Annotated in this window: 33 protein-coding genes and 3 pseudogenes; 34 read left to right on the forward strand and 2 right to left on the reverse strand. The window is 62.8% G+C overall.

Translation table 11 applies throughout. From position 1 onward, the window contains the following. The first annotated feature begins 26 nt into the window (after positions 1–26). Complete coding sequence (locus ACH2DW_RS02990; protein WP_394928226.1) at positions 27–1,226, forward strand: alpha/beta hydrolase; 1,200 nt, start codon at positions 27–29, stop codon at positions 1,224–1,226. A 46-nt stretch (positions 1,227–1,272) separates the two neighbouring features. Here ACH2DW_RS02990 and ACH2DW_RS02995 read toward each other — a convergent pair whose 3' ends face one another. Further along, positions 1,273–2,232: a TRM11 family SAM-dependent methyltransferase gene (locus ACH2DW_RS02995; protein WP_394928227.1), complete on the reverse strand. Its 960-nt coding sequence runs from the start codon at positions 2,230–2,232 to the stop codon at positions 1,273–1,275. A 65-nt stretch (positions 2,233–2,297) separates the two neighbouring features. Between ACH2DW_RS02995 and ACH2DW_RS03000 the strand changes: the two genes are divergently transcribed. From ACH2DW_RS03000 to truA, 33 genes and pseudogenes are all read left to right on the forward strand, one after another. Further along, a complete protein-coding gene (locus ACH2DW_RS03000; protein WP_394928228.1) occupies positions 2,298–3,842 on the forward strand; it encodes a fused MFS/spermidine synthase in 1,545 nt (514 codons plus the stop codon). A 392-nt stretch (positions 3,843–4,234) separates the two neighbouring features. Beyond that, the gene (gene rplC, locus ACH2DW_RS03005) at positions 4,235–4,882 is read left to right on the forward strand and encodes a 50S ribosomal protein L3 (RefSeq protein ID WP_394928229.1); all 648 of its coding nucleotides are present in this window, start codon (positions 4,235–4,237) and stop codon (positions 4,880–4,882) included. Between the two features lies 1 nt (position 4,883). After that, entirely contained in the window at positions 4,884–5,660 is a 777-nt protein-coding gene (gene rplD, locus ACH2DW_RS03010; RefSeq protein WP_394928230.1) for a 50S ribosomal protein L4, read from the forward strand. Continuing rightward, a complete protein-coding gene (rplW, locus tag ACH2DW_RS03015; protein WP_394928231.1) occupies positions 5,660–5,947 on the forward strand; it encodes a 50S ribosomal protein L23 in 288 nt (95 codons plus the stop codon). The genes rplD and rplW overlap by 1 nt, the downstream gene beginning before the upstream one ends. A 7-nt stretch (positions 5,948–5,954) precedes the next feature. After that, complete coding sequence (gene rplB / locus ACH2DW_RS03020; protein WP_394928232.1) at positions 5,955–6,791, forward strand: 50S ribosomal protein L2; 837 nt, start codon at positions 5,955–5,957, stop codon at positions 6,789–6,791. Positions 6,792–6,822: 31 nt separating this feature from the next. Continuing rightward, entirely contained in the window at positions 6,823–7,101 is a 279-nt protein-coding gene (gene rpsS / locus ACH2DW_RS03025) for a 30S ribosomal protein S19 (protein WP_394928233.1), read from the forward strand. Continuing rightward, positions 7,101–7,469 (forward strand): annotated as a pseudogene (gene rplV, locus ACH2DW_RS03030) (50S ribosomal protein L22); the annotation flags it as partial. The gene rpsS and the pseudogene rplV, both read left to right, overlap by 1 nt. A 482-nt stretch (positions 7,470–7,951) precedes the next feature. Further along, on the forward strand, positions 7,952–8,842 hold the full coding sequence (rpsC, locus tag ACH2DW_RS03035) for a 30S ribosomal protein S3 (RefSeq protein WP_394928234.1): 891 nt from the start codon (positions 7,952–7,954) through the stop codon (positions 8,840–8,842). 16 nt (positions 8,843–8,858) lie between these two features. Continuing rightward, positions 8,859–9,275 carry a 50S ribosomal protein L16 gene (gene rplP / locus ACH2DW_RS03040; protein WP_394928235.1) on the forward strand — a complete coding sequence of 139 codons (417 nt, stop codon included), beginning with the start codon at positions 8,859–8,861 and terminating at the stop codon, positions 9,273–9,275. Then, positions 9,275–9,490 carry a 50S ribosomal protein L29 gene (gene rpmC / locus ACH2DW_RS03045; protein ID WP_394928236.1) on the forward strand — a complete coding sequence of 72 codons (216 nt, stop codon included), beginning with the start codon at positions 9,275–9,277 and terminating at the stop codon, positions 9,488–9,490. Before rplP ends, rpmC begins: the two co-directional genes overlap by 1 nt. Before the next feature lie 2 nt (positions 9,491–9,492). After that, positions 9,493–9,780, forward strand: coding sequence for a 30S ribosomal protein S17 (gene rpsQ, locus ACH2DW_RS03050; RefSeq protein ID WP_394928237.1), 288 nt, complete (start codon positions 9,493–9,495; stop codon positions 9,778–9,780). Further along, positions 9,777–10,145, forward strand: coding sequence for a 50S ribosomal protein L14 (gene rplN / locus ACH2DW_RS03055; protein WP_394928238.1), 369 nt, complete (start codon positions 9,777–9,779; stop codon positions 10,143–10,145). The genes rpsQ and rplN overlap by 4 nt, the downstream gene beginning before the upstream one ends. Continuing rightward, complete coding sequence (gene rplX / locus ACH2DW_RS03060) at positions 10,145–10,447, forward strand: 50S ribosomal protein L24 (RefSeq protein WP_394928239.1); 303 nt, start codon at positions 10,145–10,147, stop codon at positions 10,445–10,447. The genes rplN and rplX overlap by 1 nt, the downstream gene beginning before the upstream one ends. Further along, positions 10,447–11,076, forward strand: coding sequence for a 50S ribosomal protein L5 (gene rplE, locus ACH2DW_RS03065; RefSeq protein ID WP_394928240.1), 630 nt, complete (start codon positions 10,447–10,449; stop codon positions 11,074–11,076). Before rplX ends, rplE begins: the two co-directional genes overlap by 1 nt. A gap of 8 nt (positions 11,077–11,084) precedes the next feature. Next, positions 11,085–11,270, forward strand: a complete 186-nt coding sequence (locus ACH2DW_RS03070) for a type Z 30S ribosomal protein S14 (protein ID WP_394928241.1) — start codon at positions 11,085–11,087, stop codon at positions 11,268–11,270. A gap of 10 nt (positions 11,271–11,280) precedes the next feature. Next, positions 11,281–11,682 carry a 30S ribosomal protein S8 gene (rpsH, locus tag ACH2DW_RS03075; protein WP_394928242.1) on the forward strand — a complete coding sequence of 134 codons (402 nt, stop codon included), beginning with the start codon at positions 11,281–11,283 and terminating at the stop codon, positions 11,680–11,682. Between the two features lie 23 nt (positions 11,683–11,705). Further along, a complete protein-coding gene (gene rplF / locus ACH2DW_RS03080; RefSeq protein ID WP_394928243.1) occupies positions 11,706–12,245 on the forward strand; it encodes a 50S ribosomal protein L6 in 540 nt (179 codons plus the stop codon). A gap of 2 nt (positions 12,246–12,247) precedes the next feature. Further along, positions 12,248–12,613 (forward strand): 50S ribosomal protein L18, encoded by a 366-nt coding sequence (gene rplR, locus ACH2DW_RS03085; protein ID WP_394928244.1) that lies wholly within the window; start codon positions 12,248–12,250, stop codon positions 12,611–12,613. Continuing rightward, entirely contained in the window at positions 12,613–13,236 is a 624-nt protein-coding gene (rpsE, locus tag ACH2DW_RS03090) for a 30S ribosomal protein S5 (RefSeq protein ID WP_394928245.1), read from the forward strand. The genes rplR and rpsE overlap by 1 nt, the downstream gene beginning before the upstream one ends. Continuing rightward, the gene (gene rpmD / locus ACH2DW_RS03095; protein ID WP_394928246.1) at positions 13,233–13,427 is read left to right on the forward strand and encodes a 50S ribosomal protein L30; all 195 of its coding nucleotides are present in this window, start codon (positions 13,233–13,235) and stop codon (positions 13,425–13,427) included. Before rpsE ends, rpmD begins: the two co-directional genes overlap by 4 nt. A gap of 2 nt (positions 13,428–13,429) precedes the next feature. Further along, positions 13,430–13,942 (forward strand): 50S ribosomal protein L15, encoded by a 513-nt coding sequence (gene rplO, locus ACH2DW_RS03100; protein ID WP_394928247.1) that lies wholly within the window; start codon positions 13,430–13,432, stop codon positions 13,940–13,942. A gap of 138 nt (positions 13,943–14,080) precedes the next feature. Then, complete coding sequence (gene secY, locus ACH2DW_RS03105) at positions 14,081–15,409, forward strand: preprotein translocase subunit SecY (protein ID WP_394928248.1); 1,329 nt, start codon at positions 14,081–14,083, stop codon at positions 15,407–15,409. A gap of 10 nt (positions 15,410–15,419) precedes the next feature. After that, on the forward strand, positions 15,420–16,085 hold the full coding sequence (locus ACH2DW_RS03110) for an adenylate kinase (RefSeq protein WP_394928249.1): 666 nt from the start codon (positions 15,420–15,422) through the stop codon (positions 16,083–16,085). A gap of 89 nt (positions 16,086–16,174) precedes the next feature. Next, positions 16,175–16,528: pseudogene (locus ACH2DW_RS03115) on the forward strand (DCC1-like thiol-disulfide oxidoreductase family protein); the annotation flags it as partial. 90 nt (positions 16,529–16,618) lie between these two features. Then, positions 16,619–17,272, forward strand: coding sequence for a TetR/AcrR family transcriptional regulator (locus ACH2DW_RS03120; RefSeq protein WP_394928250.1), 654 nt, complete (start codon positions 16,619–16,621; stop codon positions 17,270–17,272). Between the two features lie 291 nt (positions 17,273–17,563). Further along, the gene (infA, locus tag ACH2DW_RS03125; protein ID WP_394928274.1) at positions 17,564–17,788 is read left to right on the forward strand and encodes a translation initiation factor IF-1; all 225 of its coding nucleotides are present in this window, start codon (positions 17,564–17,566) and stop codon (positions 17,786–17,788) included. Between the two features lie 8 nt (positions 17,789–17,796). After that, entirely contained in the window at positions 17,797–17,910 is a 114-nt protein-coding gene (gene rpmJ / locus ACH2DW_RS03130) for a 50S ribosomal protein L36 (protein WP_394928251.1), read from the forward strand. 14 nt (positions 17,911–17,924) lie between these two features. After that, positions 17,925–18,305 (forward strand): 30S ribosomal protein S13, encoded by a 381-nt coding sequence (rpsM, locus tag ACH2DW_RS03135; protein ID WP_394928252.1) that lies wholly within the window; start codon positions 17,925–17,927, stop codon positions 18,303–18,305. Beyond that, positions 18,305–18,700 (forward strand): 30S ribosomal protein S11, encoded by a 396-nt coding sequence (gene rpsK / locus ACH2DW_RS03140; protein ID WP_394928253.1) that lies wholly within the window; start codon positions 18,305–18,307, stop codon positions 18,698–18,700. The genes rpsM and rpsK overlap by 1 nt, the downstream gene beginning before the upstream one ends. 20 nt (positions 18,701–18,720) lie before the next feature. Continuing rightward, positions 18,721–19,338, forward strand: a complete 618-nt coding sequence (rpsD, locus tag ACH2DW_RS03145; protein WP_394928254.1) for a 30S ribosomal protein S4 — start codon at positions 18,721–18,723, stop codon at positions 19,336–19,338. A gap of 127 nt (positions 19,339–19,465) precedes the next feature. Continuing rightward, on the forward strand, positions 19,466–20,389 hold the full coding sequence (locus tag ACH2DW_RS03150) for a DNA-directed RNA polymerase subunit alpha (protein WP_394928255.1): 924 nt from the start codon (positions 19,466–19,468) through the stop codon (positions 20,387–20,389). 33 nt (positions 20,390–20,422) lie between these two features. Beyond that, positions 20,423–20,788, forward strand: a pseudogene (gene rplQ, locus ACH2DW_RS03155) (50S ribosomal protein L17); the annotation flags it as partial. A 32-nt stretch (positions 20,789–20,820) separates the two neighbouring features. Beyond that, positions 20,821–21,642, forward strand: a complete 822-nt coding sequence (gene truA / locus ACH2DW_RS03160; protein ID WP_394928256.1) for a tRNA pseudouridine(38-40) synthase TruA — start codon at positions 20,821–20,823, stop codon at positions 21,640–21,642. A gap of 71 nt (positions 21,643–21,713) precedes the next feature. Here the strand turns inward: truA and ACH2DW_RS03165 are convergent, their stop codons facing one another. Then, on the reverse strand, positions 21,714–23,735 hold the full coding sequence (locus tag ACH2DW_RS03165) for a putative bifunctional diguanylate cyclase/phosphodiesterase (protein ID WP_394928257.1): 2,022 nt from the start codon (positions 23,733–23,735) through the stop codon (positions 21,714–21,716). Positions 23,736–23,799: the final 64 nt, after the last annotated feature.

Below are 23,799 nucleotides of genomic sequence, written 5' to 3' on the forward strand. Positions count from 1 at the left end.
CGGTCCGCTCGTCGTAGCCTTTGTCGATGACAACGACTGATCCGTTCCTCGGCGGTTCGCGCCCGTTCGGCCTGGGGTATTGGCCACTTCCGGATGATGATCCGGGTGTTGGCGTGCAGCGCGAAGCGGTGCGCCTGGTGTCGCCCGACGGGGCGCTGGTGCGCGGAGTGTTGTGGACACCGCCGATCGGCACACCGTGGAAGACCGCCGTGATTCTGAGCCACCCGAGAGGGGACTTCAGCGTGCACTATGCCTGCCCATTGCTCGCCGCTGCCGGCTACGCAGTGCTCGGGTTCGGAACGCGCTACATGAACAACGACACCGACTGTCTGCACGAAGCCTGCATCACTGACGTGCAGACCGCACACGACGAGATGGTGCGCCGCGGCGCAGAGGCAGTGGTCCTGCTCGGCAACTCGGGCGGCGGTTCGCTCATGGCGATGGCCAATGCCGAACTCGGCATCGGTGACGGATGGGTGGGCATGGCGGCCCACCCGGGGGAGGGCGTCTTCATGCTGCAGGTCATCGACCCGTCGGTCATCGACGAGGCCGACCCCTTTGCGACCAATCCGGAACTGGACATGTATCACCCTGACAATGGATGGCGGCCGTGGCCCGAGCCGTGCACGTACGACCCGGCATGGGTCGAGCGGTACCGGGCTGCGCAGATTGAACGTGTGGCGCGTATCGACGCGGTCGCCAAGGAGTCGATTGACGCGTCGAGGGAGGTGCTTGCCGACTTGCAGACCGTGAACAAACGCGACGATCCGGCGGCGTGGCGCGAGTTGCGGCGGCGGGCGGTCTTCACGAAGTACCTCACGATCTACCGCACGTTGGCCGACCCGGCATATCTCGACCTGTCGATTGACCCTGATGACCGTGCGATGGGTTCGCTGTTTGCGTTCCCCGACCCGTTCGATGCGAACTATGGCCGAGGCGGACTCGCTCGCACGATGACGGCGCGCGGCTGGTTGAGTACGTGGTCAGGTTTGTCGAGTGGCGCCAGGCTCGCTGACACCATGCCGCAGGTCAAAGTGCCGACGCTGCTGATTCATCCCACCGCCGACACCGAGATTCGGGTGTGGCAGGCCAAAGAAATCGTTGCTGCAGCTGGAGCGGCGGATGTCACGTACATCGAGATGCAGGGCGCACTGCACTACCTCGAAGGCGATCGCCCCGAAGCCTTAGGCCACGTTGCCGATTGGCTCGCGGCGCGATTTCCCTGACTCCGTCCGTTGTGTCTCGCGCAATGTCGACCGGGTCGGGTCAGCGTCAGGGTGCGTGTTGGCTGCGCGCGACGTGGACCCAGCGGGTGAAGCCCCGACGTTTGAGCACGGTGTGCACCCCGATGTCGATGTATCCGGCAGAAGCCAGCCACGTCGAGATATCCGCTGGTGCCACGAACACGCCCGCCGCAGCCTGGCTTGCGGATTGCTCCAAGATCGCCCGGATCCCGTGTTCGTCGCTCTCGATGGCGTGGCCATACGGCAGGTCGGTCACGATCGCGTCAGCGGTCTGGGCATGTGTGCGTGAGTCAGCGAGTTCCACGCCTGCGTCGTAGCCGAAGTGGGCCAGGTTCTCGCGGGTCATCCCAACGAGCGCGGGCTTCCAGTCGACGCCGAATGCGCTCAGGCCAAGAGACGCGGCTTCGAGGACGATTGATCCGGCACCGCAACACGGGTCGAGGATCGATCGTGCATCGGGAACCAGGTTGACCAACGCCCGGGCAAAACGTGAGTCCAACGATGATGATGTCGTCCATGGCTTGGCGTCATGGTCCCGGTACGAGCCGTCTGCTTCTGCCTCCACCGCGCCGAACGTGAAGCCGTCCTCACCAGCGATGACGAGAAAACGATGCAGCGGATCACGGAGGTCAGGTCCGAACGGAATGACGTCGGCGAATGCGGTGGCGATCTCGATGGTGGTGGAAGAGCAACGCTGTGACGGATCGTGCACATCGATGCGGAACCGATCGGCATCCATGTCGGCGTCCCAACGCTCGCGCACACGCTCGACCAGCTCATCGAGCGTTGCCGCCCGAGCGAACACCGCGATGCCGCGGTGGACGAATGCCGCGCGGCTGATGCGGGCGATGGTGTCGCAGTTTGCCACGCCGTCAACATCGGGGCTGCCGCCGGTGAGCGCCTGGCATTCGGCGGCGATCAGCCCGTTCCGAGGCGCCCGAGCGGTCACGGCACGCCGCTCGCTGCTGTGTCCGTCGGCGTCGTTCATCTGCACAGCATGGCGCGGCGCCGCCCGAGATCGGATCGGGCGCAGGCAGACCTACCCTCTTGGCCGTGACTTCGAACGCCACCGACGTCGATCGGCCTGACGCAACTCTGCCGTTGACCAGCCCTGCGCTTTCCGCATGGCTGGCGGTCGCCCTCGTGTTCGGGACATCCGCGGCGGTGTTGGTGCTCGAGATCCTCGCGAGCCGACTGCTTGCGCCGTACGTGGGCGTGAGCCTCGAGACCTACACCGGGATCATCGGCACGATCCTTGCCGGCATTGCTGTCGGTGCGTGGGCTGGCGGTGTGCTCGCCGATCGCGTCGACCCGCGGCGGCTCCTTCCGGTGCTCTTGATGCTTGGCGGCGCATTGGCGATCACCACCATTCCCGTCGTCCGTGTGATCGGGAGCGGCAGTTCAGGCGGCGGTGGCCCGATGATCCTCATTCTGAGCGCGTTCGGTTTTCTGCCGTCGGCCACGGTCCTGAGCGCCGTCCCGCCCGCAGTGATCAAGCTGCAGCTGCGCGACCTCGACGAGACCGGCTCCACCGTGGGTCAGCTGTCGGCCTGGAGTACGGCCGGCGCCATCTTTGGCACCTTCTTCACGGGTTTCATCCTGGTCGCAACAGCAGGGGTGTCGACCTTGATCGTCAGCACCGGGTTGCTGCTGATGCTCGGCGGAGTCGCCATGGCTGTGTTTGCGGGGTCGGCGACGGCGTCACCAGCGGCACAAACCACCGAGCTGATGAGTGTTGCCGGACTTGCAGCGATGTCGCTCCTCGGGGTCCTGACGATCGATTCACCATGTGAGACACAAACCAGCTACTACTGCCTCGCGGTGGTGGAAGACGCCGACGATGCCAGTCAGCAGGTGCTGGTGCTCGACGACCTCCGCCACAGTTCCGTCGACACTGACGATCCCACGGTGCTCTCGTTTTGGTACGTCCGGCGCCTCGTGGATGCCATTGCATCGGCACCCGCGGCGGACGACATCGTGTATCTCGGCGGGGGAGCGTTGACGATTCCTCGATATGTGCGTGCCGTTGCGCCAGGTACGGCTCAGACGGTGTTCGAGATCGACGGTGAACTGATCGAGGTCGTCGAGAATCAAATGGGCCTTGACCGTGATGTTCCGGAGCCCATCGACATTGTGGTCGGTGACGCGCGCCTCTCCCTGCGCAATGTCGCCGACGACAGTGCCGACATCGTGATTGGTGACGCCTTTGGTAGCCGGTCGGTGCCGTTTCACCTCGCGACCGAAGAGTTCATGGTCGAGATTGACCGGGTGCTGCGTCCCGGAGGTGTGTATGCGGCCAACATCATTGACGGTGGTGGGCAGCAGTTCCTGGCGGCCGAGGCAGCCACGCTTGCTCGCGTCTTCGATCACGTGGTCGTAATGCGCGGGGAGGGGATCGCTGCAGGTCGGCGCGGCAACTCGGTGATCGTTGCGAGCGATTCGTACCTTGATCCGGCCGCGTTCGACCAGCTGCGCATTGACGCGGCCGACCCCGGCGAGCTTGTTGCCGACTTTGCGGCGTTCATCGACGGTGCCACCATCCTCACGGACGACTTCGCTCCGGTCGACCAGCTCATCAATGCCGGCTCCTCGCAGTGAGGACCGGAGTCATGACCGCCGGCGTGGCCCCTGGCGCGGTGGGCGTGCCGACTGCTGTGAGCAGAGTCGACGCGAAATGTGCCGTTTGGGCTCGCGTGTGGCGCGAGTCACGCGATCTGCGTGCAATCCGCGTGAACACGCGAGTTGGGTTCGCGTTGGCCCGGCCCTAGCATTGCATGGCCGTGAACGAGAGGAATCTCGTCCACAGAGAATCGATGTCTGAGTAGGCCTTCCCCGTAGATGGGAGCCGGAACCGCTCAGCAAACCCAAAGAATCGTGCTCCGTGCACCTCGCTGCTCCTGCCTCGCAGGGACAGATTGGTGTTCGGAGCATTTGCGTGGAGAGCCCCCGACACCGGTCGGCGGGCTTGGACAACGGAAAGGCTGCCGGAAATGGCACAACAAGCGATCGTCGGCGAAAAGGTCGGCATGACGCAGACGTGGGTGGACGACAAAGTCGTCCCCGTCACGATGCTTCGTGTTGACCCCATGCGCATCGTGCAGATCAAGACCAATGAACGCGACGGGTACACCGCTTTGCAGGTGACCTACGGATCGAAGAAGGCCAGCAAGCTGAATAAGCCTGCTGCGGGCCACTTTGAGAAGGCCGGCGTCGAGCCGGGCAAGCGCCTCGTGGAACTCCGCCTCGACTCCGTCGACGGCTTCGAAGTCGGCCAGGAACTCACTGTCGAGCAGATTGCTGCCGGCATGAAGGTTGATGTCACGGCAACGAGCCGAGGCAAAGGCTTTGCCGGTGTGATGAAGCGTCACAACTTCAAGGGTGCACCTGCCTCGCACGGTGCGCACAAGAACCACCGCAAGCCTGGCGCCATCGGCCAGTGTGCCTTCCCCGCTCGTGTCTTCAAGGGCATGAAAATGGCTGGCCACATGGGTCACGAGCAAGTCACCACGCAAAACCTCGAGGTCGTGCAGACCGACGCCGAGCGCAACATCTTGCTGATCAAGGGCGCCGTTCCCGGCCCCGCCGGCGGTGTGGTCATCGTCCGCAACGCAGTCAAGTTCGCTGGAAAGGTTTCCTGACATGGCATCACTGACACTCAAGAACGCCTCCGGACAGGACGCCGGCTCGGTCGACCTCGATGACGCCATCTTCGGCATCGAGCCGAACGTGCCGCTCATGCACCAAGTCGTCACGGCCCAGCTTGCAGCACGTCGTGCTGGCACGCAGAGCGCCAAGACTCGGGCCGAGGTCCGTGGTGGCGGTCGCAAGCCGTACGCCCAGAAGGGCACTGGCAACGCTCGACAGGGCTCGATCCGTGCACCGCACTTCTCCGGTGGTGGCGTTGCGCTGGCTCCCAAGCCCCGCAGCTACAGCCAGAAGACCCCGAAGAAAATGATCAAGGCGGCCCTCCGCTCGGCACTGTCCGACCGGGCCACCGAAGGCAAGGTCATCGTCGTCGACAGCTACGGCATCGATACGCCGAAGACCAAGGACGCCAAGGCACTGCTCGCGGCGCTCGACATCTCGGGCACTGTGCTCGTGGTGATCGGCCGCGACGACGCCAACGCTGCCTTGAGCTTCCGCAACCTGACGCACGTGCAGGTCATCAGCCCCGGCGAGCTCAACACCTACGACGTGCTGTGCAACGACTGGATCGTGTTCAGCAAGGACGTCGTCCCCGCAGCCGACGGATCGGCCGTTGCCGCCGAGGCGCCTGCCGAAGTAGCACCGGCTGACAAGCCAGCAGCCAAGAAAGCTGCAGCCAAGAAGGCGCCGGCCAAGAAGGCCGCTGCCAAGCCGAAGGCAGCCGACGACGCGGCAGACGCCGACACCGCAGAAGAGAGTGAGGAAGCCTGATGAAGGATCCCCGCGACATCATCATTGCTCCGATCGTGAGCGAGAAGAGCTACGCGCTCATCGAAACCGGTGTCTACACCTTCGAAGTTCACAAGTCGGCCTCCAAGCCTGAGATCCGCGACGCGGTCGAGAGCATCTGGGGCGTCGAAGTGCTCAAGGTCAACACCCTGAACCGCAAGGGCAAGCGCAAGCGCACCCGCGGTACTAACCGAGTCGGACAGAAGCCCAGCCAAAAGCGGGCCATCGTCACCCTGGCAGCGGGCGAAATCCCGTTGTTCGAGAACTGAGCGCATCATGGCCATTCGTTCACGCAAGCCCACATCACCCGGTCGTCGCTTCCAGACGAGCTCGGACTTCAGCGACGTCACCAAGACGACGCCGGAGAAGTCGCTGCTCGCTCCGAAGAGCCGCACCGGTGGTCGAAACAGTTACGGCCGCAAGACCAGCCGCCACCGTGGTGGCGGTCACAAGCAGCAGTACCGCATCATCGACTTCAAGCGCATCAAAGACGGTGTGACCGCCAAGGTCGCTGCCATCGAGTATGACCCCAACCGCACCTGCCGTATTGCGCTTCTGCACTACGCAGACGGCGAAAAGGCGTACATCCTTGCTCCCCGCGGGCTGAACGTCGGCGATCACGTGGTCTCCGGTCAAGGCTCTGACATCAAGCCTGGCAACGCCATGCCGCTCCGCTACGTGCCCGTCGGTACGACCGTCCACAACGTCGAGTTGCGTCCCGGCCAGGGCGGCAAGATCGGCCGTTCGGCCGGGATTTCCGTGCAGCTTGTCGCCAAAGACGGCGATCACGCCACGCTGCGCATGCCATCCACCGAGATGCGTCGAGTGCTCATCGACTGCCGTGCAACTGTCGGCGAAGTCGGTAACGCAGAGCACGAACTGATCAAAATCGGTAAGGCCGGCCGCAACCGCTGGAAGGGCGTCAAGCCTCAGACTCGCGGTGTTGCGATGAACCCGGTCGATCACCCCCTCGGTGGTGGCGAAGGCCGCACCTCCGGTGGTCGTCCTGCCGTGTCGCCCTGGGGTAAGCCCGAGAGCCGCACTCGCAACAAGAAGAAGGCCAGCCAGGACCTCATCATCCGTCGTCGTCGTTCAGGACGTGGCCGCCGCTGATTGCGGCTGCTTGAGAAAGAAGTACAGACACATGACACGCAGTCTCAAAAAGGGCCCATTCGTCGACGAGCATTTGCTCAAGAAGATCGACGCCCAGAACGAAGCCGGCGAACGCAAGGTCATCAAGACCTGGTCGCGCCGCTCGACCATCATTCCCGACATGGTCGGCCACACGCTTGCCGTCCACGACGGTCGCAAGCACGTCCCGGTGTATGTCACCGAGTCGATGGTCGGTCACAAGCTCGGTGAGTTCAGCCCCACCCGCACCTTCAAGTTCCACGCGGGTCAAGAACGAGGAGCACGTCGCTAATGACCGGCCCCAAGCTCAACGAGAAGTCCTACGTCGCCGGAGAACGCTCCGGCACGAAGGCCACCGCCAAGTACGTCCGCACCTCGGCATCAAAGATCCGTGTAGTGCTCGATCTGGTTCGTGGCCTCGACGTCAAGTCGGCCGACCAGGTCCTGCAGCTCACCGAGCGCCACACGGCGATCCCGGTGCGCAAGCTGCTCGCCTCGGCCGTCGCGAACGCGGTCAACAACGACAATCAGGATGCCGACGAGCTCTACATCATCGCCTGCTTCGCTGATGAGGGTCCGACGCTCAAGCGCTTCAAGCCTCGTGCTCGTGGCCGGGCGTCGCGCATCCTCAAGCGCACCTGTCACGTCACGATCATTGTGGCCCGCATGAGCGACGATCGCATTGCGATCATTCAGGCCCGTGCCGAACGTCAGGGTGCCGGCAGCGGTCGTCCCGCCGCCACGAGCCGCCGTGATCGTGTTGCTCGCAGCCGTGCGAAGGACGACGCCGTCGAAGAGAGCACCGAGCAGACCGCTGACGAGGTGGTCGAAGAGACTTCCTCCGACGCAGCATCCGTTGCGATCTGGGACGGCTCAGTCGATGCCACCGACGACGGTGAAGCGCCTGAGGGTTACGAGATCAAGGGCAACGCCCAGTCGATGCTGTTCCACACACCGGACAGCCGTTACTACAAGGCCACCAAGGCCGAAGTGTGGTTCGACACCGAAGAATCAGCCGTTGCTGCAGGCTTCTCGAAGCCCGGCGCCACGGCCGATGACACCGAAGAAGCGGCAGAAGCCGAAGCAGCCCCTGCTGCAAATCAAGCAAGCGACACGGCCGCTGACGAGGCGGAGGAGAACTGATGGGTCAGAAGATCAATCCGTACGGATTCCGTCTCGGAGTCACCACCGACTGGAAGTCGCGTTGGTTCAGTGAGCGTGAGTACAAGCAGTACCTCACCGAAGACTGGACCATCCGCCAAGAGATCATGACGCTCCTCGAGTCGGCCGCAATCAGCCGCATCGAGATCGAGCGCACTCGTGACAAGCTCCGTGTCGACGTGCACACTGCCCGCCCGGGCATCGTGATCGGTCGTCGTGGCGCCCAGGCTGACGAGCTTCGCCAGATGATCACCAAGATCACCGGCAACGGCAAGATCCAGCTCAACATCGTCGAGATCAAGAACCCCGAACTCGACGCAGCACTCATTGCACAGGGCGTTGCCGACCAACTGGTCAACCGCATCGCTTTCCGTCGTGCCATGAAGCGTGCCGTGCAGAACGCACAGCGCGCCGGCGCCCTCGGCATTCGTGTCCAGTGTTCGGGACGTCTCGGCGGCGCCGAGATGAGCCGCACCGAGTGGTACCGCGAAGGTCGTGTGCCGTTGCACACGCTCCGAGCCGACATCGACTACGGCATGCGTGAAGCCAAGACCACCTCCGGCCGAGTCGGCGTCAAGGTGTGGATTTACAAGGGTGACATCACGCCGTACAAGTTGACCAACGACGACAAGATCCAGCGCGAAGCTGCGATGGCCGTCGGTGAGACTTCAGGCCCGGCACCGCTGCCGCGCAAGGTTGTCAGCTCCGCTGGCCCCAAGGTCGAGACGGCCGCTCCCGCTCCGGAGGCCCAGCCGCTGGTCAAGGAAGCCGATCCAGAACTCGAGAAGTTGCTCGACGAAGAAGAAGCCATCGCCAAGCGCACCGCCGCCGGCGAGACCAACGAGGGGCCGCGCATGCGCGGCTCGGATTGAGGAAGGGAGCAGCACCATGTTGATGCCCCGCAAGGTCGCACACCGTAAGCACCACAGAGGTCGCACCAAGGGTCTCACCAAGGGTGGATCCGGGCTGCACTTCGGTGAATACGGCATTCAGGCTCTCGAGCCGGGTTGGATCTCCGCCCGCCAGATCGAGGCCGCTCGTATTGCCATGACCCGCGCCATCAAGCGCGGTGGCAAAGTCTGGATCAACATCTTCCCGGACAAGCCGGTCACGAAGAAGCCAGCCGAGACCCGCATGGGTTCCGGCAAGGGCAACCCCGAGTTTTGGGTTGCAGTCGTGAAGCCTGGACGCACGATGTTCGAACTGTCCTATCCGGACGAAGAGACCGCCAAGTTGGCTCTCAACAAGGCGATTCAGAAACTGCCGATCGCGTGCAGGATCATCACCCGTGAGGAGCCGATCTGATGGCTGGCAAGAAGAACGATCTGGCGGAGTTGTCGATGGGTGAACTCATCGAGGAGCTCACTGCCACCAAGCAGGAAGCCCTGAATCTCCGCTTCCGCAACGCAACCGGTCAGCTTGAGAACACCGCCGAAATGGGCAAGGTCCGCAAGCAGATCGCCCGCATCAACACGCTGATCCGCTCGAAAGAAATCGCAGCGGCCGAGGCAGGGAACTGAGCATGGCTGACGAAACAACAACAACCGAAGAGGCTGCTGACCGCAGCGCTCGCAAGGTACGCGAAGGCACCGTGGTGTCGAACAAGATGGACAAGACCGCAGTAGTGGCCGTTGTCAGTCGTGTTCCGCATGCCAAGTACAACAAGATGATCCTGCAGACCACCAAGTTGTACGCCCATGACGAGACCAACGACGTCAACATTGGCGACAAGGTTCGTGTCATGGAAACCCGTGCGCTCAGCAAGAAGAAGCGCTGGCGTGTCACCGATGTGTTGGAGCGTGCAAAATGATTCAACAGGAATCTCGACTTCGCGTTGCCGACAACAGCGGCGCCAAAGAAGTTCTCTGTATCAAGGTCCTCGGTGGTACTCGCCGTCGCTACGCCTCGATCGGCGACGTGTTCGTCGCCACGGTCAAGGACGCGATGCCCGGTGCAGCTGTCAAGAAGGGCGAAGTCGTCAAGTGCGTCGTCGTCCGGACCAAGAAAGAAAAGCGCCGTCCCGATGGCAGCTATATCCGTTTCGACGAGAACGCTGCGGTTCTGATCAAAGATGACATGACACCGCGTGGTACTCGCATCTTCGGCCCCGTTGGCCGTGAGTTGCGTGACCGCAAGTTCATGCGCATCGTCTCACTGGCACCGGAGGTGTTGTGATGAAACTCCGCAAGGGCGACACCGTTGAGGTTGTCACCGGCAAAGACAAGGGCAAGCAGGGCGAGGTCGACCAGGTCTTCCCGAAGTCCAACAAGATCATCGTGCACGGCGTCAACACGGCGTCGAAGCACAGCAAGCCCAGCCGTGCAAACGAGCAGGGCGGCATTATCGAGAAGGACCTCCCCTTCGACGCTTCGAACGTGATGTTCGTGCACGGCGGTCGGACGGTGCGTCTCGGTTACAAAATGAAAGACGATGGCACCAAGGTGCGTATCGCCCGTCCGAGTGGAGACGAAGTCTGATGGCTGAGACAGCTGAAATTCCGCGCCTGAAGGTGCGTTACAACGACGAGATCGCCGCCGCTCTCAAAGAGGGCCTGGGCATCGAGAACGTCATGGATGTCCCTCGTCTTGAGAAGATTGTGATCAACATGGGTGTCGGCCGCGCTGCCGGTCAGCCGTCGTTGATCGAAGCTGCCGTTGCTGACCTCACCGTGATCTCGGGCCAGAAGCCGATCATCACGAAGGCCAGCAAGTCGATCGCCAACTTCAAGCTCCGTGAGGGGCAAGCCATCGGCACGAAGGTGACCCTTCGTGGCGATCGGATGTGGGAGTTCCTCGACCGCCTTATCTCGGTGGCCATTCCTCGTATCCGCGACTTCCGCGGCCTGCCGGCACACAGCTGGGACGGCAATGGCAACTACACGTTCGGTCTCACGGAACAAACAATGTTCGCCGAGATCGATCCCGACCGCGCCGACCATCCCCGTGGCATGGATATCACCATCGTCACGACCGCCAAGAGCAACGACGCCGGCAAGGCGCTGCTCGAGGCGTATGGCTTCCCCTTCAAGAAGGGCGCCGACGCCGACAATGAGCCACGCAAGAAGCGTCGCAAGGGCCCCGCTTACGGCGGCCAGAAGAGCAAGTGAGCTGAACCATGGCCAAAAAAGCACTGATTAACAAGGCAAACGCAAAGCCGAAGTTCAAGGTTCGCGCCTACACCCGCTGCAAGCGCTGCGGTCGTGCCCGTTCCGTCTACCGCAAGTTCGGCCTCTGCCGTGTGTGTCTGCGAGAGCTCGCACACGCCGGCGAGATCCCCGGCCTGACGAAGTCGAGCTGGTGAGGAGTACCCCATGCTGACAGATCCCATCGCAGACATGCTGACCCGTGTTCGTAACGCGAACACCGCAAAGCACGACGAGGTTCCCATGCCGTCGTCGAAGCAGAAGGTCGCACTCGCCGCAGTCCTCAAGAGCGAGGGCTACATCACCGACTACGAAACGGCGCCCTCGCCGCGTGGTGTCGGCGAAGTGCTCACCATCCACATGAAGTACAGCGAAGAGCGTGATCGCACGATCATGGGCTTGCGCCGTATTTCGACTCCCGGACTCCGCGTCTACCGCGGCTCCACCGACGTACCTCGCGTGCTCGGTGGCCTGGGTGTCGCTGTCCTGTCCACCAGCCAAGGGCTCATGACCGACCGTGAAGCGCGCAAGCGCAAGGTCGGCGGCGAAGTCCTTTGCTACGTCTGGTGAACCCGGGAAAGTAGGAGCAACACATGTCCCGTATTGGCAAAGCCACTATCACCGTCCCGGCAGGCGTCGACGTCACCGTCGCTGCAGGCCGCATCACGGTCAAGGGTCCCAAGGGCGAACTCGCTCGAGTGATCCCTGGCAACATCATCATCTCTCAGGAAGGCGACACGCTGACGTGTGAGCGCCCGAACGATGAGAACAAGACGAAGGCAATGCACGGTCTCACCCGCAGCCTCGTCAACAACATGGTCATCGGCGTCACCGAGGGGTTCACGAAGGAACTCCAGATCGTGGGCGTTGGCTACCGTGCAGAGGCCCAGGGCAAGGACATTCGTCTCAGCCTCGGCTTCAGCCACACCGTCGACGTCAAGGCGCCCGAGGGCATCACCTTCGACATCCCTGCACAGACGCAAGTCATCGTGAAGGGCATCGACAAAGAGGTCGTCGGCCAAGTCGCCGCCAACATTCGCAGCATCCGCAAGCCAGAGCCGTACAAGGGCAAGGGCGTTCGGTACCTCGGTGAGCGCGTCGTGCGCAAGGCCGGCAAGGCCGGAAAGAAGTAGTCATGACGAAGATCGCACAGCAACGCCGCCAGGGGCGCATCCGCCGCCACCGTCGGGTCCGCAAAAAGGTCCACGGCACCGCCGCACGTCCTCGTTTGGCCGTATTCCGCTCGAACAAGCACATCTCGGTGCAGGTCATCGACGACGACGCCGGCACCACGCTGGCAGCTGCCTCGACCACCGAATCTGACATGCGCTCGGCTTCGGGTTCAAGTGTCGAAGCAGCGACCAAGGTCGGTGAGCTCATCGGCGAGCGCGCCAAGGCCGCAGGCATCGACATGGTCGTCTTCGACCGTGGCGGTTTCGCCTTCCACGGCCGCATCGCAGCCGTCGCATCCGCCGCACGTGAAGCAGGACTGGAGTTCTGATGGCATTTGGAAACAACAACCGTGATGGTCGTGGCGACAACCGCCGCGAGGACCCCGATGGCTTGCGCGAGTCGCGTGTCATCACCATCAACCGCGTCGCCAAGGTCGTCAAGGGCGGCCGTCGTTTCTCCTTCACCGCACTTGTGGTGATTGGTGACGGCAACGGCAAGGTCGGCCTTGGCTATGGCAAGGCCAAGGAAGTGCCGCTGGCGATCCAGAAGGGCACCGAAGAAGCACGTCGGAACCTCTTCGAGGTCCCGATGGCAGGCTCCACCATCATTCACCCGGTCATCGGTATCACCGGTGGCGGACGCGTCATGATGAAGCCCGCAGCGGCTGGTACCGGTGTCATCGCCGGTGGTGCTGCTCGTGTCATCCTCGAAGAAGCCGGCGTGCACGACGTACTGTCGAAGTCGCTCGGCTCGGCCAACCACATCAACGTTGCTCGGGCGACGATTCAGGGTCTCAAGTCCCTGCAGCGCCCCGACGAGATCGCGGCCCGCCGCGGCTTGACACCCGAAGAGTGCATCCCCAAGGGTCTGCTCAACGCGTACAACGAGCGCAACAAGAAGCCTGTCGCTGCTGACACACCGGCACCTGCTGCCGCCGGAGCTGGATCATGAGTGAGCTCCACGTCAAGCAGATCAAGTCGGCCATCGGCACCAAGCCCAAGCACCGCGGCACCCTGCGGGCACTGGGTTTGGGCAAGATCGGCAACACCAACACGCTTCCTGATCGTCCGGAGATTCGCGGCATGATCGCCCGAGTTCCGCACCTCATCATCGTTACTGAAGACGTCACGGAAGAGAGCTGAGCATGAAGGTTCATGACCTCGCACCCGCACCCGGGTCGAATAAGAGCGCCAAGCGCAAAGCACGTGGTACCGGCGGCAAGGGCGGCAAGACCGCCGGCCGTGGTTCCAAAGGCCAGCGCGCTCGCAACACAGTTGCCCGCGGTTTCGAGGGTGGTCAAACTCCCCTCAAGCAGCGTGTGCCGAAGCTGAGTGGGTTCAACAACCCGTTCCGCGTCGAGTACCAGGCGATCAACCTCCACGCGCTCAACGACCTCGCCGAGTCGCTCGGTCAGAGCGACATCACGCTCGACGACCTGGTTGCCAGTGGTCTGCTGACCAAAGGTGACTTCGCCAAGATCCTCGCCCGCGGCGAGATCACGGCCAAGGTCAACGTGCATGCCCACGGCGCATCGGCCGCTGCTGTCTCGGCCATCGAGGCCGCTGGTGGCTCGGTCACGCTGATCACGCTTCCATTCATGGAAGAGGGCAAGGCCGGTCGTCCTGCAGTGCAGGGCAACCAGTTCGCCAACCGCTGATCACCCGGATTCGCTCGACCCTGGTCGTGCCCGCCTGAGCACCTGCTCACGCTGGTACGGTCAGCGGTCGCTGGGTGTCCACCACGTACTCCACCACGCTCGACACGGCGATCACGCCTCGACAGGGAGCCGCTTCCTTTGATTTCGAATCTCGCGAACATCTTCAAGATCCCGGATCTTCGCAACAAGCTGCTGTTCGTGATCATGATCGTGATCATCTACCGCCTTGGTGTGGCAATTCGCGTTCCCGGCGTCGATGGCATCGCCATCGAACAGCTTCGGGAGTCTGCGAACCAGCAGGGAGCGCTCGGTTTCCTCAACCTGTTCTCCGGTGGGGCCTTTGAATCGTTCTCGATCTTCGCGCTCGGCATCATGCCGTACATCACTGCATCGATCATCATGCAGGTGCTTGGCGTTGTCATCCCCAAGCTCGAAGAGCTGCAGCAAGAGGGCGCGGTCGGGCAACGCAAGATCACGCAGTACACCCGCTACGTCACCGTCGCGCTGGCCACGCTGCAGGCCACCGGACTGGTGTTCATCTTCGGCACGGGCCGCGGTACGGCCTTCTTCTCCGCAGCGAGTGCTGCACCGACTGTTCCACTGCTGCCCGATGGCGTGTGGCCACGCGGTTACCTGATCATTCCCACCCTGGTCGCCGGTACGGCGGTGCTGATGTGGATGGGTGAGCTGATCTCCCAGCGCGGCATCGGTAACGGCATGTCGATGGTGATTTTCGCATCTGTTGTGGCATCGCTTCCGGGTGGTTTCTGGGGCATTCTCCAGCTCAACAAGACCTTCTGGTTTGTTGCGATGGTGCTGCTCACCTTGGGGATCATCGTGGCGGTGGTGTTCGTCGAACTTGGGCAGCGGCGTATTCCCGTTCAGTTTGCTAAACGTGTGGTCGGCCGTCGGATGATGGGCGGCCAGAACACCTACATTCCGTTGAAGGTCAACCAGTCGGGCGTCATCCCGATCATCTTCGCCTCGTCAATCCTGCTCCTGCCGGTGATCATGTCGAATGTGCTCGGTGGCAGTACCGAAGGTGGCTGGCGATCCTCCGTTCAGAGCTTCGTTGACGAGTACATCGTCAACCCGCAGAACATGGTGTACATCACGATCCTGGCGCTGATGATCATTGCCTTCGCCTACTTCTACAACTCGATCGCCTTCGACCCCATTCGTCAGGCCGATCAGCTGCGCAAGCAGGGTGGCTTTATCCCAGGCGTCCGGCCTGGCCCGCAGACCGAGCGTTACCTCGGCAAGGCCGTCAACCGCATCACGCTGCCAGGCGCCGTCTTTGTGGCCATCATCGCCATCATGCCGTACCTGCTGCTGATCGCCGCTGATATCAACTCCTTCGGCTTCGCCGGTACCAGCGTGCTCATCTCGGTCGGCGTCGCACTCGAACTGATGCGTCAGATCGACAGCCAGCTCACGCTGCGTAACTACGAGGGCTTCTTGAAGTAGGCGGCGCCAGATGATTCCGGGCGCTCGCCTCATCATTCTCGGCCGTCAGGGTGCCGGCAAGGGAACACAGTGTGTTCGCCTGTCGCGCCACTTCGTCGTTCCGCATATCTCGACCGGCGACATGCTGCGTGCCGCCGTGCGCGAAGAGACCGAGCTGGGTCTCATGGCCAAAGAAGTCATGGATGCCGGTGGTCTGGTCGGCGATGACATCATGATCGGTATTGTGCGCGAGCGTCTCAACGCACCTGATGCGAGCCAGCGGGGGTACATCCTCGACGGGTTCCCGCGGACACTCGATCAGGCAATCGAACTCGACAAGATCACCGACGAGCAGCACCGACCGATCGATGTCGTGCTCGACTTGAACGTTCCACGCGAGATTGTGCTCGACCGCATCTCAGCGCGCCGTGTTTGCCGTGACTGCGGCACCAACTACACCGCCACGGGCAACGATCCGAGCCCGTGGATCTGTGATGTGTGTGGCGGCGACGTGCTCCAGCGCGAGGACGACACCCCTGAGTCGGTCAACCGGCGTCTGGACCTCTACGAGGAGCAGACGTTCCCATTGGTCAAGCACTACAGCGATCAGAATCGTCTGGTAGTCATTAACGGTGTCGGCCACCCCGATGCGGTGTTCGCTCGGATGGTCAAAGCCGTCGAAGCCAACCGCATTTAGAACGCTGTATGGACTTCGGCCAGCTTCCCGAGGGTCGGCCGGAACGCGCCACCCTGGTCTTTGATGGGTATTGAGGTTTCTGCACGCGTAGCGCCCGGTGGATCCGGCGCCTGACCGACGAGCGGCGACTCGACATCGTTGCGTCTCAGCAGATTGGTTTCGACACGCAACCGCTCGTCACCGCGGAAGAGGCGGCCGTGGCGGCGTGGGCAGTCACTGCTGACGGGACGAAAGTGGGTGGTGCCCGGGCAATCGCCCTGGCGCTCGCCACTGGGCGGTCGGCCCGATGGCCAATGTGGGCTTGGGCCGTGCCCGGGGTCCCGTGGTTGTTGGATCAGGTCTATGGGCTGGTCGCGCTGAATCGTCGTCGACTGCCGGGCGAGTCGCCGTGGTGCATCGAGCATCCCGACGACTGTGTACCAGACCCAGCCGCCATGACCTGAGGAGCTGAGTCTGTCGCGCTGAGTCTGTCGCGCTGTCGGCGCCGTCCGCTCCGTAACGGCAGGGCCCGGGACGTCCGTCATACTCGGGAGATGGCAGCGGTGGACCAGATCGGTGATCCCCAGCCGTCGTCCGGTCGCCGTCGCGGTCGTCCACCCGCCACCGACTCGGCCGACACGCGGCAGGCCATCCTGGAAGCGGCTCGAGCCCTCTTCGCCGAGCGTGGCTACGGCGCCGTGACCAATAAGGACGTGGCGTCCGCTGCCGGGATCACCACCGGAGCGCTCTACCACTATGTCGAGTCGAAGCTTGACCTGTACGCCGAAGTCGACCGCGACATGCAACGCACGATCTACCGACGTTTCCAGGACGCCGTCGTCAGCTCGGACACCTTCCTGGGCAAGCTGACCGCAGTGCTCGAAGCGGCGCATCAGATGGGCATCGAAGATCCGTCGCTTGCCGGCTTCGTTGGGGCAGTGCGCACCGATGCCCGCCGTCACCCAGAAATCGACGAGCGGCTGTCGCGTTACGCCGAGGCGCGTGAGCAGTTCTTCGTCGACATTGTTGATGCGGGGCTGTCAACCGGCGAAATCGCGCCTGCACACAAGCCCGAGATGGTCGAGTTCGTGCGGACCGTGCTCGTGGGCTTGACCGAGACGGTCGGCATGTCACCCGAACAACATCGTCGAGCTGTTGACGCAGTGACGGGATTGCTGCGCGGGACGATCTTTACACCGCTCGATTGAACGCCGCAGACGCGTTTGTGTCCGAGATTTTGCGGACCGGGTCACCAATATCCCGACGCAAACGAGCGCGGACAGGCCAGTCGGGACCTCGGCACTATCACAGGTCACAGGAAAGTACGCGGATTTCGCGCTTGGGTTCGCGAAATGCTCCGCTAGCATGGCTCGCCGGTCTGTTCAGCAGGCCGCGCAAGCGTGCTCTCACGCAAGCTTGCGAAATGAGCCACGATCAGGTCCACACGCTGGGCCAATCGTTGCTCTCAGAATCGCAAACGAATCGAAGAGGAGAAGCCCCTGCCAAAGCCAAAGGAAGATGCGATCGTGCTCGAAGGCGTGATCCTCGAATCCCTTCCGAACGCCATGTTCAAGGTCAAGCTCGAAAACGACCATGAAGTGCTGGCGCACATCTCCGGAAAGATGCGGATGCACTACATCCGTATTCTCCCCGGCGACAAGGTGCAGGTTGAACTCACCCCCTACGACCTCACCCGAGGCCGTATCACGTATAGGTACAAGTAGAGAGAACCATGAAAGTACGACCCAGCGTCAAAGCAATGTGCGACAACTGCAAGGTGATTCGTCGCCACCGCCGCATCATGGTCATCTGTACCAATCCCCGTCACAAACAGCGTCAAGGCTGAGGAGCAAGTAACTCATGGCACGTATTGCCGGCGTCGACATCCCCCGCGAGAAGCGGTTGGAGATCTCGCTCACCTACATCTTCGGCGTCGGTCTGCCGACCAGCCAGAAGATGTGCGCTGACCTGACCTTGGACCCCAACACCAAGGTCTCCAACCTGACCGAGGACGAGGTCAATCAGATCCGTTCGTATATCGATCAGAACCTGAAGATCGAAGGCGACCTGCGCCGCGACGTGCAGGGCGACATCAAGCGCAAGATCGAGATCGGCTGCCTCCAGGGCATCCGGCATCGCAAGGGCCTGCCCGTTCGCGGTCAGCGCACCCACACCAACGCTCGCACCCGTAAGGGGCCGAAGCGCACGGTGGCCAACAAGAAGAAGGCAGTTCGCAAGTAATGGCCAAGCAACCCGCAGCCCGTCGCCCACGCAAGCGCGACCGCAAGAACGTCAACACTGGTGTCGTGCATATCAAGAGCACGTTCAACAACACCATTGTCTCCATCACCGACCCGCAGGGCAATGTCATTGCCTGGGCATCGTCGGGCGCCGTCGGCTTCAAAGGCAGCCGCAAGAGCACGCCGTTCGCTGCACAGCTCGCCGCCGAAAAGGCTGCCCGCGCTGCACAGGAACACGGCCTGCGTCGCGCCGAGATCCAGGTCAAGGGTCCCGGCTCGGGCCGCGACACCGCCGTCCGTTCCATTCAGAACACCGGCATCGAGGTCATCTCGATCAAGGACGTCACCCCCGTTCCCCACAATGGCTGCCGCTTGCCCAAGCGTCGGCGCGGCTGAGCAAGAGAGATCACTGAACAATGGCTCGTTACACCGGACCCAAGGTGCGCATCTCGCGCCGCCTCAGCGTCAACATCTTCGAGAACGAAAAGGGTCGGACCGCTCTTGAGCGTCGCCCCTTCCCGCCCGGCCAGCACGGGCGCACCCGCCGTCGTGGCAACTCTTCTGAGTACCTCGCCCAGATGCAGGAAAAGCAAAAGGCGAAGTACATCTATGGCGTCCTCGAACGTCAATTTAAAAAGACGTACGAAGAGGCCATCAAGCTGCAGGGCCCCACGGGTGAAATCTTGCTGCAGCTCCTTGAGCGCCGCCTCGACAACATTGTGTTCCGCGCCGGCTGGGCCTCGACCCGCCCGCAGGCACGCCAGTTCGTGAACCACGGCCTGATCCAGGTCGAGGGCAAGCGCGTCGATATCGCCAGCTACCGCGTCAAGCGCGGCCAGGTGATTTCGCTCTCGCCGAAGGCTGACAAGATGATCGTCATCCAGCACAACCGCGACACTCTCGACCGCAGCCTCGTTGGCTGGCTCGAGGCCGGCGACGGTGGCAAGCAGGTCACGGTGCGTTCGCTCCCCGAGCGCGAGCACATTGACGTCCCGGTGCGCGAATCGCTCATCGTCGAGCTCTACTCGAAGTAATCCCTCGGGAGTGGCCTCAGCAGCGTCTGAGTCACTCGCACCGCCGGTCCGCCGGCATCCACGTCCTGTCACCCGTCTCGCATCCTCAGAACACAGCAGTTGAAAGGCCCGGCACCAAATGCTCGTCATGCAGCGCCCCTCCATCGAAGCCCTCGGCGAAGAGTCGAACAACCGGCAGCAATTTGCTGTCGGACCGCTCGAGCCCGGCTTCGGTCACACGCTCGGTAACTCCTTGCGCCGCACCCTGTTGTCGTCGATCCCCGGCGCAGCAATCACGTCGGTTCGTTTCGACGAGGCGCTCCACGAGTTCGGCACGATCGGCGGCGTTGCCGAAGACGTGACCGACATCATCTTGAACCTCAAGGACATCGTGGTCACCTGCGAGTCTGACGAGGCCGTCACCATGCGTCTCGACGCTCGTGGTGCAGCGAACGTCACCGGCGCCGACATCGAGTGCCCAGCTGACGTCGAGGTCCTCAACAAGGAACTCCACATCGCCACGCTCAACACGAAGGGCCGCCTGTCGATCGACCTCACCGTCGAGCAAGGCCGTGGCTACGTCTCGAGCAACCGCGAAGACGACAATCGCACGATCGGCGTCATTCCGATTGATGCCATCTTCAGCCCGGTCCGCCGTGTGTCCTTCACCGTCGAGCCGACTCGCGTCGAGCAGGCCACCAACTATGACCGCCTCGTCATCGAGATCGACACTGACGGTTCGATCACCCCGAGCGACGCTCTTGCCTCGGCCGGCGCCACGCTCACGGCACTGACCGAGCTCGTTGCGTCGATGGCCGACGAGCCGCAGGGCCTCGAGCTTGGCGAAGTCGTCGACACCACGGTCAGCTCGCCTGACCTCGACCTCCCGATCGAGGACCTCGATCTCTCGGAGCGTCCGAACAACTGCCTCAAGCGGGCCCAGGTCAACACGGTCGGCGAACTGCTGACGAAAACCGAAGACGACCTACTCAACATCACCAACTTTGGCCAGAAGAGCCTCGATGAAGTGAAGGCCAAGCTCGACGAGCGTGGCCTCCAGCTTCGCGGCTGAGCCCAGCTGCGATCAAGAAAGACAGACTGAATCATGCCTACACCCCGCCGCTCACGCCGCTTCGGTAGCTCCGCATCGCACCAGCGCCTCATGATGGCCAACCTCGCAGCGTCGCTTTTCGCCGCCGAGGCCATCACCACTTCCGAAGCCAAGGCCAAGCACCTTCGGCCGATCGCCGAGAAGCTGATCACCAAGGCCAAGAAGGCCCAAGAGGAAGGTCCGATGCAGGTCCACCGGATCCGTCAGATCCAGGCGTTCCTCGGTGACCGCGAGATGACCTACAAGCTGGTCCACGATGTGGCCCCGCGCTACATGGAACGTCCGGGTGGTTACACCCGGATCCTGAAGATGGGGACACGTCACGGCGACAACGCCGAGATGGCCCGCATCGAACTCGTCTGAGTTCCGCCCCGGACACAGGGCACAATCGAATGACCGATGGCGTGGAGCCGGGTGTGACGGGGCAACAGCTTCGGAACGTCCGGCTCCTCGTCGCGTACGACGGCACCGACTTCCGCGGCTTTGCGGAGAGCGACGGCGTACGAACCGTCGAGGGCGAACTGCGCGGGGCGATCGAACGCGTCGTGCGGCGCCCTGTCGAATTGGTGTTGGGTGGGCGCACTGACGCCGGCGTGCACGGCTGGGGTCAGGTGGTCAACGGTCGTCTTCCGGTCGAGACCGATCTGTACCGGCTGATGTCGAGCATCAACCAGTTGCTCCGGCCCGAGATCTCGGTGCGTGATCCGGCGTGGGTCGACGATGCGTTCAGCGCGCGCTTCTCGGCAACATCGCGCACGTACCGGTACGACATCTGGAACGACCGGTCACCAAACCCGCTCGTCGCGCGTCACGCGTGGCACATCGGGCCGGCCGTCGACATCGAGCCGATGAACACAGCGGCGGGCTTCTTGCTCGGGAACCACGACTTCTCGTCGTTCTGTCGCAAGCCGAAGCCCGGTCCGGGTTACGGCGAACCCAGTCTGCAGCGGGAGCTGCACCATGCTCGTTGGCGTCGGCCCGATTCGTCGGCACTCGTGCGCTTCGAGATCACTGCATCTTCGTTTTGCCATCAAATGGTGCGCAGTATCGTCGGCACGCTGGTCGATGTGGGCTTCGGTCGTATCGACGCTGCCGAAATTCCGGCGATCCTTGCCGCACGCGACCGCAATGCCGCCGGGCAGGTCGCGCCTCCGACCGGGCTGACGCTGTGGCACATCGGTTTCGATGGCCCCCGCTGGGACGCTGCGGTGTGAGGACCGGACAGCATCGGTGCTTCGGCGCCGTGGGAATGTTCGTGGCGATGCCCAGCCGAACCGACGTCAGCTCACGGGGATGGGGCGCGGGCGTCGTCGTCGATGGTGGGAGAGATGCGCGGCAGCATCTGGAGAACTTCGTCGCCATGCGTTGCCGGGGCGAAGAGCCAGCCTTGGAAAAGGCTGCACCCGCGCTCGGCCAAACGGTCCCGCTGGTACGGCTGTTCCACGCCTTCGGCGACGCACGTCAGCTTGAGACTGTCGCTCAGTCCGAGAATTGCCGTTGTCAAGTTTGTCGCAGCGGGATCGATGTCGATGCCGGCAACGAAGCGGCGGTCGATCTTGACGCCGTCGACGGGCAGTTCGAGGAGGTGAGCGAGGCTGGAATAACCGGTTCCGAAGTCGTCGATCGACACATGGGTGCCCGCGCGCCGCAGCTTGTCCATGTTTGACAACGAGGTGGCCCCGGGAGCCAAGAGATCGGTTTCGGTGATTTCAACAACCATCTGGCTCGGGTTCGTGCCGGCGGTTTGGCACCGCTCGAGAAACGATGGCCCGAACGCCGGTGACGCAATGACCTTCGGATCGACGTTGACATGAACCTCGACCGTGCCGTGTCCGGCAGCCTCGAGCCGTGCCGCGAATGCCAGCGCCATTTCGAGCACTCGCTCGTCGACTGATTCCGCCAGGCCGGCCATCTGGGCAAGTGGGAGGATTTCGCCGACACCGAGGACGCCCCGGACCGGGTGCACCCATCGCACGAGCGCTTCGACCGCCCGAACATTGCCATCGACGTCGACGATCGGCTGGTAAAACGGCTGGATCTCGCCGTTGTTCAGCGCAGCACGCAGCTGGTCGAGCTGGGCTCGGCGCTGGTTGATCGCGTCGAAGGAGATGCCGCCCGACTCGGGGTCAGCGTTGCGCTTGATTGACATCAACTCGTTGGAGGCGCGAACGAGGAGCGAGTCGAGGCCTTGGGGCTGGGCCTCAAAGGACGTTGCGGTGCGGATGGCGAAGTTGACTTCGTGCTCATCGACTGCAATCGATCGGGCCACATCGCGCCTGACGCGCTCGCGCAACATCGCGATCGATGCCTCGGTTGATGATCGGACTGCCATGACGAACTCGTCGCCGCCAAAGCGCGCCGTCAAGAGATCTGGCCAGCTGATCTGACCGATGCGCTGGGCAACGGCGGTGAGCACGGCGTCACCGACCGGCTCGCCGTACAACTCGTTGATCGAGCGGAACTGCACGATGTCGATAATCATGAGTCCCAGACCGCCGCCATCGGCCATGAGGTCGCGAGCGGCTCGCATGAACCCATCACGGTTGAGGAGCCCGGTTCGGTTGTCGTGCTCTGCCAAGAAGTCGGCGAGGTTGCGAGCATCGGCGAGCGACGTGGCGATCTGTGCGCTGACGATGTAGTTGCCGACGATCGGATCGTCGAGCAGGTTGTTGACGGTGAACTCGCACACGTGGTGGGTCCCGTTGGCATCGCGCAGGCGAGCATCGAAGTTCACCGTCGAGGCGGGTGCGAGCGCCTGGACAATGTCGAGAATCTCCTCGCGGTCGTCCTCGTGGAGGAACTTGACGAACGGCTGGTTGCGGATCAACTCGGGATCGTGACCCAGGAGGCGCGTCACAGCGCCGTTGATGGAACGGACTCGCCCGTCTTCGGTCATTAACGCCACCATGCCGTGCATGTTGTCCATCACCGACCGCAACACATCCACGTCCCCCTGATCGAAGTCGAGTTGATGGCGGTCCGTGGTGTCGCGGGCGACGAGCACGATGAGGTCATCTCCGTCGACGGTCTGCACCGACCCACGGAGTTCGAGATGGACCCACATGCCGCGGCTGTGGCGGGCTCGGATCCGGAGGAGCTGCCCGAAGGACTTGTCGAGGACGGTCGACATCGACGACACCACGATGTTCATGTCATCCGGATGGATGAGATCGAGCACCGAGGTACCCAAGATGTTGGTGTCCCAACCGAGTACTTCCATGGCTCGTTCGTTGCCGTAGCGAAGAATTCCCTGAGGGTCGACACCGATCACCGGGTCGCTGAGCGCATCGACCGTCGGAGTCGGCATGGAGTTCTCCACAGGCCTCACTGAGGGGTATCGGCGTGCTGCCGCCGGTTCTTGAGGAGAATCT

Origin of the sequence: uncultured Ilumatobacter sp., assembly GCF_963980585.1 — a bacterium.
GTDB lineage: Bacteria > Actinomycetota > Acidimicrobiia > Acidimicrobiales > Ilumatobacteraceae > Ilumatobacter_A.